Annotated in this window: 10 protein-coding genes; 6 read left to right on the top strand and 4 right to left on the bottom strand. The window is 64.0% G+C overall.

The window, feature by feature from the left end; translation table 11 throughout:
* The first annotated feature begins 36 nt into the window (after nucleotides 1–36).
* The 3 genes from BGK68_RS24110 to BGK68_RS24100 all read left to right on the top strand — a co-directional run bounded on the left by BGK68_RS24110 (nucleotide 37) and on the right by BGK68_RS24100 (nucleotide 4,205).
* Complete coding sequence (locus BGK68_RS24110; protein WP_075259153.1) at nucleotides 37–1,491, top strand: aldehyde dehydrogenase family protein; 1,455 nt, start codon at nucleotides 37–39, stop codon at nucleotides 1,489–1,491.
* Nucleotides 1,492–1,626: 135 nt separating this feature from the next.
* Nucleotides 1,627–3,207 (top strand): GMC family oxidoreductase N-terminal domain-containing protein, encoded by a 1,581-nt coding sequence (locus tag BGK68_RS24105; protein ID WP_075259981.1) that lies wholly within the window; start codon nucleotides 1,627–1,629, stop codon nucleotides 3,205–3,207.
* A gap of 134 nt (nucleotides 3,208–3,341) precedes the next feature.
* Nucleotides 3,342–4,205, top strand: coding sequence for a transporter (locus BGK68_RS24100; RefSeq protein ID WP_083657885.1), 864 nt, complete (start codon nucleotides 3,342–3,344; stop codon nucleotides 4,203–4,205).
* Nucleotides 4,206–4,233: 28 nt separating this feature from the next.
* Here the strand turns inward: BGK68_RS24100 and BGK68_RS24095 are convergent, their stop codons facing one another.
* The 4 genes from BGK68_RS24095 to BGK68_RS24080 all read right to left on the bottom strand — a co-directional run bounded on the left by BGK68_RS24095 (nucleotide 4,234) and on the right by BGK68_RS24080 (nucleotide 8,568).
* Complete coding sequence (locus BGK68_RS24095; protein ID WP_075259152.1) at nucleotides 4,234–5,478, bottom strand: MFS transporter; 1,245 nt, start codon at nucleotides 5,476–5,478, stop codon at nucleotides 4,234–4,236.
* A 104-nt stretch (nucleotides 5,479–5,582) separates the two neighbouring features.
* Nucleotides 5,583–6,437 carry a putative hydro-lyase gene (locus BGK68_RS24090; protein WP_075259151.1) on the bottom strand — a complete coding sequence of 285 codons (855 nt, stop codon included), beginning with the start codon at nucleotides 6,435–6,437 and terminating at the stop codon, nucleotides 5,583–5,585.
* Nucleotides 6,438–6,575: 138 nt separating this feature from the next.
* On the bottom strand, nucleotides 6,576–7,481 hold the full coding sequence (locus BGK68_RS24085) for a LysR family transcriptional regulator (RefSeq protein ID WP_075259150.1): 906 nt from the start codon (nucleotides 7,479–7,481) through the stop codon (nucleotides 6,576–6,578).
* Nucleotides 7,482–7,587: 106 nt separating this feature from the next.
* Nucleotides 7,588–8,568, bottom strand: coding sequence for a LysR family transcriptional regulator (locus BGK68_RS24080; protein ID WP_158035512.1), 981 nt, complete (start codon nucleotides 8,566–8,568; stop codon nucleotides 7,588–7,590).
* A 359-nt stretch (nucleotides 8,569–8,927) separates the two neighbouring features.
* Between BGK68_RS24080 and BGK68_RS24070 the strand changes: the two genes are divergently transcribed.
* The 3 genes from BGK68_RS24070 to BGK68_RS24060 all read left to right on the top strand — a co-directional run bounded on the left by BGK68_RS24070 (nucleotide 8,928) and on the right by BGK68_RS24060 (nucleotide 12,545).
* Nucleotides 8,928–10,130 (top strand): M20 aminoacylase family protein, encoded by a 1,203-nt coding sequence (locus tag BGK68_RS24070; RefSeq protein ID WP_075259147.1) that lies wholly within the window; start codon nucleotides 8,928–8,930, stop codon nucleotides 10,128–10,130.
* A 91-nt stretch (nucleotides 10,131–10,221) separates the two neighbouring features.
* Nucleotides 10,222–11,547, top strand: coding sequence for an MFS transporter (locus BGK68_RS24065; RefSeq protein ID WP_075259146.1), 1,326 nt, complete (start codon nucleotides 10,222–10,224; stop codon nucleotides 11,545–11,547).
* A 278-nt stretch (nucleotides 11,548–11,825) separates the two neighbouring features.
* Entirely contained in the window at nucleotides 11,826–12,545 is a 720-nt protein-coding gene (locus BGK68_RS24060; protein WP_075259145.1) for a FadR/GntR family transcriptional regulator, read from the top strand.
* Nucleotides 12,546–12,565 lie beyond the last annotated feature (20 nt).

Raw genomic sequence — 12,565 nt, 5'->3', positions numbered from 1 at the left:
CTCATCCGTATTTCATAACAAGGATGAGACAAGCCCATGGCAAGCAAGGACTACCTGCATTTCATCGACGGCTGCGCCGTCGCGGCCTCGGATGGCCAGACCCTTCCCCTGATCGATCCCGTGAGCGAATCCCTGGCTGGATCCCTGGCTGCGGGGACTGCCGAGGATGTCGATCGTGCCGTGCGGGCGGCGCGGCGTGAACTCGATGGTGGCGCTTGGAGCCGGCTGTCGGGCGCGGCGCGGGGCCAACTGATTCAACGGCTGGCTGATCTGGTGGAACGTGATGCCGGGCTGATCGCTGCCATGGATGCGCAGGCCATCGGCCGTCCAGGCATCGAACCCACACTGCTGGATCTGCCCAATGCACTGGGCACACTGCGCACCTCCGCCGGCTGGGCCGACAAGATCGAAGGCCGTACCATCCCCACCGATGGCTATATGGGAATGGCAACGCTGTCCTACACCAGGCGTGAGCCGGTGGGCGTGGTCGCCGCCATCGTTCCCTGGAATACCCCCTTCATGATCACTTGCTGGAAAGTTGGTCCCTTGCTGGCCGCCGGCTGTACGGTCGTGATCAAGCCGGCCGAGGAGACTCCGGCATCGGCCTTGCACCTGGCGCTCCTGTGCCGCGAAGCCGGTATCCCCGACGGCGTGGTCAATGTAGTCACTGGTCGCGGCAATGTAGTTGGCGCCACCTTGTGCGAACACCCAGGCGTGGACAAGGTCACGTTCACCGGAAGTCCTGCTGTCGGCCGCCAGATCCAGCAGTTGGCCGGTGCTCATTTCAAGCGCGTATCACTGGAGCTGGGCGGCAAGAGCCCGCAGATCATCTTCGCCGACGCCGACCTGGAACGCGCGGTGCAGGGCTGCGCGATGGGCTTGTTTTTCAATCAGGGACAGGTCTGTGCCGCCGGTTCGCGCATTCTTGTTCATCGCGAGGTGGCGCAGCAGGTCGCCCAGGCGCTGGCTGCGATTGCCGATGCGATCAAGGTCGGCGACCCCAGCCAGCAAGGCGTGCAAATGGGGGCGGTGGCGAAGCGCCAGCAATTCGACAGCATTAACGCCCATATCCGGCGCGGCATCGAAGAAGGAGCGCAGCTGCTGGCCGGCGGTCCCAGCGAGGCGGGCGCTGGCTTGTTCGTGCGGCCCACCATCTTCAGTGGCGCGCGCAACGACATGAGCATCGCGCGGGAAGAAATCTTTGGCCCCGTCGGCACCATCATCGCCTTCGATACACAGGAAGAGGCGATCAGTCTGGCCAACGACAGCCGCTACGGTCTGGGGGCCACTGTCTGGACCCGCGATGTGGCGCGCGCCCACGAGATCGCGCACGCCGTCAAGGCAGGGGCGGTGGGCATCAATTGCTGGGCGCCCATCGATCCGCATTTGCCCTGGGGTGGTGTGAAGTCCAGCGGGATTGGCCGGGAATGCGGGCTGGCGGGCGTGCTGGCCTATACGGAAGAGAAGGTCATCACGGTCCTCATGGCCTGATGCAGGCGTGGCAGCAAGGCAGTACATCGACAACAAAACCAAGTATTTGGAGACAACATGAACGACAAGAAAAAGAGCAGTGGACCATCGCGCCGTCGCTTCCTTAAGACCCTCGGGATTGCCAGCGGCACGCTGATGGTGGCAGGCTTGCCTGGCGCGCGAGTCAATGCAGCGGATGATCTGAACGGAAGTTTTGATTACGTCATCGTGGGTGCAGGATCGGCCGGATGCGTACTGGCCAATCGCCTCACCGAAGATCCCAAGGTGCGCGTGCTGCTGCTGGAAGCGGGCGGGCCGGATGATTCGGAAGCGATCTCCACCCCCCTACGCCTGATCGAATTGTGGAAGAGCCAATACGACTGGGCCTACGATACCGTGCCGCAACGGCATGCCCAGGGGCGCCGCCTGTTCTGGCCGCGTGGCAAGACACTAGGCGGCAGCAGCTCGCTCAATGGCATGATTTACGTGCGCGGGCATGCCTCGGTCTATGACGCCTGGGAAAAGCTGGGCAATCCGGGATGGTCCTACAAGAGCGTGCTGCCGTATTTCAAGAAGTCCGAGGACTATGAACTGGGCGCCAACGACTTCCACGGCGTGGGCGGGCCGCTTCATGTCACCGTCAACTACAAGCCCCATGTGGTGACCAAGGCAATGGTCGATGCGGCGGTCGAGGCCGGCCATCCGTTCAATGGCGACCACAACGGTGCCGAGATCCTGGGCGTGGGATTCAATCATCTGAACATCAAGAACGGCAAGCGTGACAGTACCGCAGTGGCCTTCCTGCGCCCCGCGCTGGAGCGTCCGAATCTGTCCCTCATCACGCATGCACGGGTGCGCAAGCTGATTCTTTCGGGCAAGCGCGTCACCGGCGTCGAATACGAACAGCAAGGGCGGATGCGCAAGGTCGGTGTGCGGCGCGAGGCCTTGCTCAGTGGCGGCACCATCGAGTCGCCGCGCATCCTGATGCTCTCCGGCGTGGGAGAAGAGCAGCAGCTGCGTCAATTCAATATCCCCGTTCTGCACAAGCTGCCCGGGGTGGGCAAGAACCTGCATGACCATATGCTGGTCCCGGTCATCTACGAGGGCAAGCAAGCGATACCGGCTCCCGATGACCCGTCGATCACGGTCTTGCATGCGCAGTTGTTTGCCAAGAGCGATCCTTCCCTGCCGGGGCCGGACATGCAACCGCTGTTCTTCAACGTGCCGTATTACACGCCAGAGCAGAAGGGGCCGGCCAACGCGTTTACTCTGTGTGCGGCCTGCGTGATGCCGACCAGTCGCGGCGAACTGCGACTGACCGGAGCCGGTGTCAATGATCCGCTCTCCCTCGACCCCAACGTGCTGGCAACGGATTACGACGTGCAGACGCTGGTGGCCAGCATCAAGCAGATGCGCGAGATCGCTCGTCAACCTGCGCTGGCGCAGTGGCGCGGCAAGGAAGTCTTTCCGGGCGAGGACAAAAAGAGCGATGCGCAACTGGCCGATTACGTTCGCAGCGCGGTCGTCTCCTACCACCATCAGGTCGGCACCTGCGCCATGGGCAAGGGGCCGATGGCCGTGGTGGATCATGAACTGAAAGTGCATGGTCTCAAGGGAGTACGCGTGGTCGATGCATCGATCATGCCCATGGTGACCTCGGGAAATACCAACGCTCCCACCATCATGATTGCAGAAAAGGCTGCCGACATGATCAAGGCCAGCGCCCGTAGCGCCTGATCCTCCTTTTTCCGTGCGTTCGCCTGCGGCAGCGCACGGTCTTTTTCACCGCATCACTTCATCAAACCAGACAGGCCACCGCGCCGGGACGACGCTCGTCCGTGCTGCGCGAGTCCTGCACAGAGGGAGACGTCATGAATATCAGCAAGCCATTGATGGCCAGCATGCTGCTGGCTGCCTTCACCATCGGTCAGGGCGCCGCCGTCCAGGCCGCCTCCACGCCCGACCCCGGCGACTATACGGCGCTGCCGGCGGGAACAGATCTGACGATGCTTTACTTGCAGAACTTGCGCGCTGACAGCACCTATGCCAACGGCAACAAGGTCGGCTTGCCGCGTGATCTGGATCTGAACCTGCGCCTTGGCCTGTTGCGGCACGTGCATTTCATGAAGCTGGGTGGCTATACCATTGATCCACAGATCATCATCCCGTTCGCCCGCCAGACCGTGGGCCTGGATGGGAGCAGCGCGTCCGGTATCGGCGATATCGTCGTGGGCGGTACGTTGTGGACCATTGCCGACCTCGCCGGTGGCGAGCATCTGGGATACAGCATCTTCATCACCGCACCCACGGGCGCCGACAAGAACAAGGGCTTTGCCATCAGCGATGATCGCTGGGCTGCCGACCTGCAGGTGGGCTACATCCGCCGCCTGGCGCCTAACTGGACGGTGGACCTGATTGGCCAGACCGAGTTCTACCAGGACCGCCGCGATACGGGCGCGCGCAAGGACCCGCTGGGCCGCGCCTTCCTCCATCTGCGTTATCACATCAGCCAAGCCACGCATATCGCAGGATCCCTGCGCTATGCGGTCGGCGCGAAGGAAACGCTGGCAGGCACTACCCTGGCTGGTAGCAAGCGCGATACCAACATCACACTGACCTGGGCATCCTTCGTGACCAAACAGGTTCAGGTGCAAGCCCAGTATAGCCAGGATCTGCAGGTGCAAAACGGTCCCAGGCTCAACATGCTTGGTGTGCGGCTGCTCTACGCGTATTGAAACTGAATAGAGCAGGCCTGGAGGCGGATCAACTGATGGCCGCCACCGCCTCCAGCTCCTTGCCCCGTGTCTCCGGCAGGATCAGGCAAGCCACGATGACCAGTCCGTAACATCCGGCCGCAATCCAGCCTATGGTCTGTCCCAGCGGCAGGCTGTTGCTGAGATAGCCCACCAGGGCCGGACAGATCGCCCCGACCGCACGTCCGAAGTTGTAGCAGAACCCTTGTCCCGAACCGCGCACATCGCTGGGGAAAAGTTCAGACAGATAAGCCCCCATCCCCGAGAAAATCCCCGACAGGAAGAAGCCCAGCACAAAGCCCAGCGCCAGCATCCAGGCATCGGTGATGATCAACTGCGTATAGCTCAAGACCAGCACGATTCCCATGGCCGCAAACAGCATGAAGCAGCGGCGGCGACCGATGGTGTCGGACAGCCAGGCCGAGGTCAGGTAGCCGCAGAAGGAGCCGCCAATGAGCACCAGCAGATAGGTGCTGGTGCCCAGCACCGACAGGTGACGTTCGGTCTTGAGGAAGGTCGGCAGCCAGGTGGTCACCGAGTAATACGCGCCCTGCATGCCAGTGGCCAGCAGGCTCGCCAGCAAGGTGGTGCGCAGCAGGTCGCGATGGAAGATGCGCAGGAAATTGCCGCGCTGGCCACTCTCGCGCAGCCGGGCCTGGGTGGCCAGGTACACGGCGGGCTCGCTGATGGCGCGGCGGATGTAGAGCGTCAGCAGGGCTGGCAGCACGCCGATCCAGAACAGTACCTTCCATGCGGTCTCCGGCGGCAGCACCGCATAGACACCCCAGAACGCCAGCGCAGAAGCGGCCCAGCCGACCGCCCAACTGCTCTGCACCAGCCCCGAGGCCTTGCCACGATGGCGTGCCGAGATGGTCTCGGCAATGAGCACCGAACCGACCGCCCATTCACCCCCCATGCCGAAACCCTGCATGGCGCGGGTGAAGAACAATTGGCCGAAGGACGTGGTGAAGCCGGAGAGGAAGGTAAAGAACGCAAACCACAGCACCGTCCATTGCAGCACCCGCACCCGGCCATAGCGGTCGGCCAGCACGCCTGCGGCCCAGCCGCCGATGGCCGAGGTCAGCAGGGCGCCGGTGGCGATGTAGCCGGCTTCGGCCTTGCTCATGCTCCACGCGGCCAGGAGCGTGGGAATGAGGAAGGTGTAGATCATGTAATCAAAACCATCCACCGCATAGCCGGTGAAGGTCGCCGTGAGCGTGCGCCGCTCGGATGTCGTTGTTTCTTGCAGCCACATGATGATCCCCCGTAATCAAAGTATGTAAATCACTGACGTGCGGCATCAGCCGGCCAGGCGAAGCAAGCGCAGCCGGTGATGGAAAACGATAGGTCGCGCAGGCGCTAGGCCTGCGCTTCGAGCAGCAGTTCGCTATTGAGCTTGTCGGTCACCAGCATGTAACCGGGTGCGTGGGTGATGCAGAATTCGGGCCGGGCGGCGACGATGGCGGCCTGGGGCGTGACCCCGCAAGCCCAGAACACCGGCAGCTCATCGGCGCGGATATCCACCGCCTCGCCATAATCGGGATGGTCGATATCGGCAATGCCGATCAGGGCCGGGTCGCCGATATGGATTGGTGCACCATGCACCTGCGGGGTGCGCGCGGTGATCTGGATGGCGCGGATGGCGTCGGCCGCCTTCAATGGACGCATCGAGACCACCGTCGGTCCCTGGAACACGCCCACCGGCTGGGTCGGGATGTTGGTACGGTACATGGCCACGTTGCGGCCTTCGCTCACGTGACGCAGCGGAATGCCGGCGGCCAGCAGCGCATGTTCGAAGGAGAAGGAGCAGCCCAGTGCGAATGTGACCAGGTCATCGCGCCACACTTCGCGCAGGTCGCTCACCTCGGCCACGCGTTCGCCATGGCGCCACAGGTGATAGCGCGGCACATCGCTGCGCACGTCCAGGTCCAGGCCCAGCGCGGGCAGGGCCGGGGAGCCGGGTTCCGAGACGGCCAGCAGAGGACAGGGAATGGGATTGCGTTCGCAGAAGGCGAGAAAGTCATCGGCCAGCGCAGCAGGCAGGATCGCCAGGTTGACCTGCACATGGGCGCTGGCCACGCCGCTGGTGTGGCCGGTAAACGCGCCGCTGCGGGCGGCCAGGCGCACTTCCAGCGCGGTGGATGCGGACGACAGGACGGGCGGTGGGGCAGGCTGATGCGGTGCGGTGGACAAGGCAGTGGCAGTCTCTGGCATGGCGGTCTCCTTATTGGAATGGAGCCGATGTTAGGAGCGTACCGGGAGAGCGTCCAACAAAAAATTTATATCTTTTGTTATCGATTTATTCGATGAGGACAGTGGAAAAATCACTATAGCGATTTCCATGCCAGGGTGTCATTTTTCTGCGGTACGGCCTTTGGATTGTGCGCGCCGGGCATGTTCCAGCGCCGAATCGAGCACCAGTTCAGCCAGGCTGGAGCTGGGATCTTCGCGATAGCTGGCGTGGATCTGCAAGGCGGGCAGTTGCGCCTGGCAGCGCAGGATGCGCAGCGGCAGGCGGCGCGTGAGTTCGCGCACCGAGGCGCGCGGCAGGGTGGCCACGCCAAAGCCGCCTTCGACCAGCTGCACCATGGCCGAGATGGAGGAAATGGCGTGGATGCGTGGATTGGCCACGCCCCATTCCTGGCACAGCTGCAGCAGTCCCTGGTGCGGTTGCGAGCCACGCTGGAAGGTGATGAGGTCGTGCGCAGCCAGCTCTTCCAGCGTATGGGCGCGGGTGCCGAAGCGCTCACGGTGGCCGACGAAGACCATCTCCATCGGCGTCATCAGGCGCGAGCGCACGGCGGTATCGCTGCCGACCGTGGAGGTGAAGACCAGGTCCTGGGCGCCGCGCCGGATCTGTTCGGTCAGGACCGGCGAGGTTTCCACGGTGAGTTCCAGGGCGAAGTCGGGATAGCGGCTGCGGATTTCCTGCAGCCATGCGGGCAGCCAGCTATGCACCACCGACTCGATGCTGCCGATGCGCAGCACCAGCGGCCCGGCGCTGTGGCCGCCCAGTTCCTGGCGGATCTGGCGTTGCATGTCCAGCAGCTTGACGGCCAGGCGCTGGAAGCGCTGGCCGGCCACGGTGAGGCGGAACTGTTTTTCGCGGCGGTCCAGCAGCACCACGCCCAGTTCTTCTTCCAGCGAGGCGATGCGGCTGGACATGGTCGACTGCGTGATGTGCAGTTTCTCGGCGGCGCGGGTGATGCTCTTGAGCGAGGCGGCCCAGTGGAAGGCCTCGACGAAACGCAGGTTCATAGTGCTCGGCGATGAGGTGGGTGGCTGACGACGTATCGCGGCTAGGCTACCAGATGCATGGACGCGCCGGCTAGAACGCAGCTCACGCCGATTGATGAAATGGGTTCTAGCGTGGTGCGATCACGTCCAGCGAACGCAACACGCGCGGATGCAGGAAGCGGCTGCGGGTGGCCTCGTCGGTGAGCACGTGCATCATGGCTGCGACGAAATCGCTGACGCAGCCCTGGATGGGGGTGTTCTTGCGGGTGACGTAGCAGGCGATGCTGGCCGGTATCTTTTCCTTGAGGGTGAGAGCGTCTAGCGGATGGTGCTGGCGACCGGACTCGATGACCGGCCAGGGGACGACGGTGAGCAGGTCGCTGTTGCAGATCAGTTCCAACATTTGCAGTGACCGGTACTGGTGCAACTGCCCGCCGTTGAGGGGCGCACCTTCGCCGTAATAGGTCTGGAAGAAGTCGCGCAGGGGTGGGGTGTATTGGGTGATCTCATGGGTGAGCAGCCACGACTGGCCCGCCAGTTCTTCCAGATGGCGCGCCTGCTGCAACGGATGGCCACGGCGACAGGCAATCGCATGCTCGTAGGAAAACAGCGGTCGCGCGGCCAGTTCGCCGCTGCCTTGTTCAAGCGGAGCCAGGCCGATAGCCAGGTCCATGCTGCCGTCTCGCAGAGCGGCATAGTCCGAACCGAAGATGTCGCTCAGACTCAGGCTCACGTCCGGCCGCATCTGCGCAAAGCGCAGCAGGGTCGGCGTAAGCAGGGTCAGCGAGATCCACGGCGCGACCCCGACGGTGAAACGGATGCGGCTGCTGGCGCGCGCGGCGCTGAGCTCCTGCATGGCCTGGTCGAGTTCGCACTGGATCAGGCGTGCACGGGTGAGCAGCTTGCGGCCCGCAGCGGTCAGTTGCAAGCCCTGGGCCTGGCGCTGCATCAGCCGCGTACCGGCGGTGTTCTCAAGCTCCTGCAGGCCTTTGCTGACGGCGGCCGCTGTCACGTTGAGCGCCTGGGCAGCGGGGCGCAGGCCGCCATGCTCGGCGATGGCGATCAGGTATTGCAACTGCTGCAGCTTGAGTTCGGGAGGGCGCACCATGGGATCACTGTCCTCGCGGGCAACGTTGGGAGGCTGGGGGGCATCGAAAAGGGTTGCGGCGAGGATAAACGCTGCACCGGATTCGCGCATCTTTTTTTCCATTCAACCGGATCTTTACATGTCAACGAGCCGTTGACGCGACGCCGCCGCGCAATGCCTGCACACTTGCCGGACCAGGAAGGGCGCTGTGTTGCGGGCATTGGCGTAAATCATTTCCGTACCGCCCACGCCGTATCGTCCCACCTGTTCCGCCTGTCGGGAACGCTTTTGGTACGCATGCTGCATGGCAAGACCGACCATGCCAGTGCCTGCGCCAGGGCTTGCCGGCAGGGCCGTATCCCACTACCCAGAGACTCGCCATGACCAAGCATCCGACCACTTCCGCGCTCGTGCCAGGCATCCTGCACCACCTGCAGGAAAGCGTGGCCCTGCGCCATCACATTCACGCCCACCCTGAACTGGCCTTCGAGGAACACGCCACCAGCGAGCTGGTGGCCGGCAAGCTGGCCGAGTGGGGCTATGCAGTCCATCGCGGCCTGGGCGGCACCGGCGTGGTCGGCACCCTGAAAAAGGGCAATGGCCCGCGCCGCCTCGGTCTGCGTGCCGACATGGACGCCCTGCCGATCCACGAAGAGACCGGGCTGCCCTATGCCAGCCAGCATGGCGGAACCATGCATGCCTGCGGCCACGATGGACACACCGCCAGCCTGTTGGCGGCCGCCCGCGAACTCAAGGACAGCGATTTCGACGGCACCCTGCACCTGATCTTCCAGCCTGCCGAAGAAGGTCTGGGCGGCGCGCGCAAGATGGTCGAGGATGGATTGTTCGAGCGCTTCCCCTGCGACGGGGTGTTCGCCTTCCACAACATGCCCGGCTATCCGGTGGGCAAGTTTGGCACCTTGCCGGGGGCTTTCATGGCCTCGTCGGATACGATCATCATCAAGATCATCGGCCACGGTGGCCATGGCTCCATGCCGCATATCACGGTCGACGCCACCCTGGTGGCGTCCTACCTGGTGGTGGCCTTGCAGAGCGTGGTGGCGCGCAATGTCGATCCGCGCCAGATGGCGGTGGTCACGGTGGGGGCCCTGCACGCCGGCAACGCTCCCAACGTGATTGCCGAGACCGCCGAACTGCGCCTGTCGGTACGCGCCTATTCGCCCGAGGTGCGCGCTCTGCTGCGCCAGCGCATCATCGAACTGGCGCAGACCCAGGCCCAGGCCATGGGCGCGCGTGCGGAGGTGGATTACCAGTGGCGCTATCCTCCGCTGCAGAACGATCCGGGCATGACCGCCTTCGCCGAAGGCGTGGTGCGCGACTGGCTGGGGCCGGAGGCGTTCATCGAGAATGTCCAGCCGTTGACCGGCAGCGAGGATTTCTCCTTCATGCTGGAGCAATGCCCGGGCTGCTACCTCATCATCGGCAACGGCGAAGGAGAGAGCGGTGGCTGCATGGTGCACAACCCGCGCTACGACTTCAATGACGGCATCTTGCCGCTGGCGGCCAGCTACTGGGTCAAGCTGACGCAGCGCTTCCTGTCGGACGCGCCGCTGGAGGTCTGATCCGCCAGAGAGGAGACCGGCGTGCTGCGGTTCGACGCCGCAGCGCGCTGCCAACGAACAACAAACTCATCACAGCAGAGCCGCCCACACCATGAACAGCCACAGCCCCTCCGCCGCCGCCAGCGCCGCTGTCACCCCGGCCCCGGTTTCCAAGACCAGGAAGATCGCCGCCATCACCATCGGCAATGGCCTGGAGTTCTTCGACTTTTCGATCTATACCTACTTCGCTGCGATCATTGGTCGCCAGTTTTTCCCCAGCACGTCGGAATGGGGCTCGCTGATGATGTCGCTGGCCACCTTTGGCGTGGGCTTCCTGATGCGTCCGCTGGGCGGCGTGATCATGGGCCAGTTCGCCGACCGGCGTGGCCGCAAGCCGGCCATGACGCTGAGCCTGTGGCTCATGGCAGTGGGCTCGGCCATTTTCATCGTGGTCCCGACCTATGCCCAGATCGGCCTGGCGGCGCCGCTGCTGATGATCGCGGGACGCATGATCCAGGGTTTTGCGGTGGGTGGCGAAGTGGGGGCCTCTACCTCCATGCTGCTGGAATACGCGGACGACAAGACGCGCGGTTTCTACAGCAGCTGGCAATTGTTCAGCCAGGCCTTGAGCACGCTGGTCGGCTCCGGCGTGGGCCTGCTGCTGACCTATGCGCTGAGCACCGAACAACTGGAAAGCTGGGGCTGGCGCCTGCCGTTCGTGGTCGGCCTGCTGCTGGTGCCCATCGGCAGTTACATCCGCCGCTTCCTCGACGAGACCGCCGAGGTGGAACATGCCCCGGCGCCAGGCCAGCAGGGCAAGCGCACCCCGGGCGCCCTGAGCGAGATCCTGCAGATGCATCGCAAGCCGCTGTTGCTGGGCACGGCCATCGTCATCGGCGGCACCTCGGCCAACTACATCGTGATGCATTACATCACCACCTATGCCAAGGCCGTGCTGCAGATGCCGTTCTCGCTGGCGCTGTGGGCCTCGTGGCTGGCCGGCCTGCTGCAGTTGCTGCTGTGCGCCCTGGCCGGCATCCTGACCGACCGCCTCGGTCGCAAGCCGGTGGCCACCTGGTCGCGCCTGGCGCTGATCGTGCTGGTGTTCCCGGCCTTCATGCTGATGAACCATCTGCGCAGCGGCATAGGGCTGTTCACGGCGGTGACGATGATGACCATTCCGATGGTGTTTACCTCCGTCTCCAGCGTGGTCATGATGACCGAACTGTTCCCCCGACGCGTGCGAGCGACCGGACTGGCGCTGTGCTACGGACTGGGTGTGTCGATCTTTGGCGGCTTCTCGCAGCTCATCGCCACCTGGCTGGTCAAGGCGACTGGCTCCAACCTGGGACCGGCCTGGTATGTGATCGGGACCGGGCTCATTTCGCTGGTGGCCATTGCCATGGTGAAGGAGACGGCGGGCAAGAAACTGGATTGAGCGGACTCGCTGCAAAGGGCAGCCAGCGGTCATGCATGCGGGTGTGCTGCGCTCTTGCCATCGTCCCCATTTGGCGCGGCGTCCCGTCCCGGGCGACGCTCGCCAGTTTCTTGCGCGCTGCACCAAAATTCCCACCGCTTGACACATTCCTTCCCCATACCTATCCTCACCTCCCAATTGGTCTTACCTTACGCCGCCCGCAAACGCCGGGCGGGCGGGGCAGGACCACATTGCCGAGACGGCAGTGATTCACCCCTACAGGCAGGTATCCAGAGAGCATGTCCTTCGACCCCATCGTCCAGAAATCCATTTCCGAACAGGTTGCCCAGCGGCTGCTGACCATGATCCGCAGCGGCCTGTTGAAGCCCGACCAGCAGCTGCCGCCCGAGCGCGAGCTGGCGGCCATGCTGGGTGTGGGCCGGCCTGCGGTGCGCGAGGCCATTCGCGGGCTGGCGCTGCTGGGGCTGCTGCGCATCCGCCAAGGCGAGGGCACCTTCGTCAGTTCGCTGGAGACGCGCGAGCTGCTGGAGCCGCTGGAGATGATCATCGATCTCAACCCGGGCACGCTGGAGTCGCTCTTCGATGCCCGTCTCATCATCGAGACCGGTGTGGCTGCGCTGGCCGCCACCCATATCGAGGACGCCGAACTGGACCGCCTGGCGCGCAATGTCGAGGACGAGGCGCGTCTGCTGTCGGATCCCGCTGCCTTCGCGGCTGCCGATGTGGAATTCCACGAAGCCATCATCGAGGCCTGCAACAATCCCTTCCTGCAAAGCATCGCCGGCAGCCTCTACATGCTGGGCAAGAAAAGCCGTTCCATCACCTCGCGCATCCCGGCTACGCTGGAGCGCAGCCTGCAGGACCACCGCCAGATCCTGGACGCCCTCAAGGCGCGTGATCCGCAGAAGGCCTCCGAGGCCATGCGCCATCATCTGATGCGCGTGCGCGATGCCTACCGCAGTGCTGGCCGCAATCGCAACGAATCGGTCTACGACTGAACGCAGCAAGCGCCACCGTT

Origin of the sequence: Herbaspirillum camelliae (genome assembly GCF_001929405.1) — a bacterium.
In the GTDB taxonomy this organism is placed as follows: domain Bacteria; phylum Pseudomonadota; class Gammaproteobacteria; order Burkholderiales; family Burkholderiaceae_D; genus Herbaspirillum; species Herbaspirillum seropedicae.
The sequence above is the reverse complement of the archived record's forward strand: the minus strand, read 5'-3'. Positions and strand labels throughout refer to the sequence as shown.

Bases quoted from the DNA above. Each gene is read 5' to 3' on its own strand.
- BGK68_RS24110 (WP_075259153.1), top strand. From the start codon at position 37: ATGGCAAGCAAGGACTACCTGCATTTCATCGACGGCTGCGCCGTCGCG.
- BGK68_RS24105 (WP_075259981.1), top strand. From the start codon at position 1,627: ATGGTGGCAGGCTTGCCTGGCGCGCGAGTCAATGCAGCGGATGATCTG.
- BGK68_RS24100 (WP_083657885.1), top strand. From the start codon at position 3,342: ATGAATATCAGCAAGCCATTGATGGCCAGCATGCTGCTGGCTGCCTTC.
- BGK68_RS24095 (WP_075259152.1), bottom strand. From the start codon at position 5,478: ATGTGGCTGCAAGAAACAACGACATCCGAGCGGCGCACGCTCACGGCG.
- BGK68_RS24090 (WP_075259151.1), bottom strand. From the start codon at position 6,437: ATGCCAGAGACTGCCACTGCCTTGTCCACCGCACCGCATCAGCCTGCC.
- BGK68_RS24085 (WP_075259150.1), bottom strand. From the start codon at position 7,481: ATGAACCTGCGTTTCGTCGAGGCCTTCCACTGGGCCGCCTCGCTCAAG.
- BGK68_RS24080 (WP_158035512.1), bottom strand. From the start codon at position 8,568: ATGGTGCGCCCTCCCGAACTCAAGCTGCAGCAGTTGCAATACCTGATC.
- BGK68_RS24070 (WP_075259147.1), top strand. From the start codon at position 8,928: ATGACCAAGCATCCGACCACTTCCGCGCTCGTGCCAGGCATCCTGCAC.
- BGK68_RS24065 (WP_075259146.1), top strand. From the start codon at position 10,222: ATGAACAGCCACAGCCCCTCCGCCGCCGCCAGCGCCGCTGTCACCCCG.
- BGK68_RS24060 (WP_075259145.1), top strand. From the start codon at position 11,826: ATGTCCTTCGACCCCATCGTCCAGAAATCCATTTCCGAACAGGTTGCC.